Genomic DNA, 1,190 nt, shown 5'->3' with positions numbered 1-1,190 from the left:
GGTGGGAGGGGCGCCGGTCAGGCGGCAGCCCGGGTGTGGTGGAGGATGCCCCGCACCAAGGGCCCCAGTACCGCCGGAGGCAACGCGTGGCCCATGCCCGGCACCTCCAGGACCCGCGCGTTGCCCACGACCTGGGCGATGTGCTGCGGATGCGGCGGCGGGAACACGGGCTCGGCCGTGCCCGACACCACCAGGGTCGGCACCTCGTTGCGCGCCAGGGCCTCCGTGCGCAGCATGCCGGAGTCGTCGGCACGGCCGTGCGCCGTGGAGGAGACATGCGTACCGGAGTGGGTGATGACGGCGCGCTCCAGGTCGCGGAAGTACGCGGCGTCGAAGGGCAGTTGGCCGCCAGCGAGGGCGCGCCAGTGCTCCACGCGCCAGTCCAGCTCCGCCTCTGGGCCCCGCTCCGCGCCGAAGCTCTGCCAGATCTCCAGGATCTCGGGCGCGATCGGAGGCAGGTCGGCCGACTGCGTGACCGTGCCGTCCGGCGCCACGTACGGCCGGGTGCTCAGGGCGCAGGTGCCGATGAGCGTGGCGCTGAGCAGCCGCTCGGGGTGGTCGGCCAGGACCAGCTGGGTCAGCATGCCGCCGAGCGAGAGCCCGGCCACGTGCGCGCGCGGGACCTCCAGGCCGTCGAGGACGGCGACGACGTCCCGCGCCAGGTCGGTGACGGGGTAGGGGTGTTCGTCGTAGGCCGTCGTGGAGCGGCCGGTGTCGCGGTGGTCGTAGCGGATCACGTGGTGGTGCTCGGCCAGGGCGTCGAGCAGGGGTTCCGGCCAGCCGATCCCGGAGGCGCCCGCGCCCATGACGAGGAGCAGCGGTGGCGCGTCCGGGTCGCCGCGCCGCTCGGTCCACAGGCGCACGCCGGGGGCCGCGGTCACATAGGCCTCGGTGACGGGATGGGGCATGGGGACCTCCGGATGGGGTGGGGGCGGCACCCCGAAGGAGCCGCCGGATGCCTGGGCATCGGGACACCCAGATCATTAGACGGGACGTATCGTCTCGTCAAACTCGACCGAGGTCAATCCCTTTTCCCGCGGCGCGGCGCCCCGCGCCGACCCACCAAACAGGCCCACCGGACAGGCCCTAGATGTATTGCTCACGAGCGTTGTTAACGCTTGCCGGGCTTGATCATGGCGAAGACCTCCGGTGTGGTGGAGCTGTCTAGTGACTACACCGCACGGAGGCCT

General features: G+C 72.4%; 1 protein-coding gene. It reads right to left on the bottom strand.

The window, feature by feature from the left end; translation table 11 throughout:
* Positions 1–17: 17 nt before the first annotated feature.
* On the bottom strand, positions 18–908 hold the full coding sequence (locus IG74_RS0144680; RefSeq protein WP_030689596.1) for an alpha/beta fold hydrolase: 891 nt from the start codon (positions 906–908) through the stop codon (positions 18–20).
* Positions 909–1,190: the final 282 nt, after the last annotated feature.

Origin of the sequence: Streptomyces sp. NRRL B-1347 (genome assembly GCF_000720325.1) — a bacterium.
In the GTDB taxonomy this organism is placed as follows: domain Bacteria; phylum Actinomycetota; class Actinomycetes; order Streptomycetales; family Streptomycetaceae; genus Streptomyces.
Note: the sequence above shows the minus strand (reverse complement) of the source record. Positions and strands in the feature narration are given on the sequence as shown.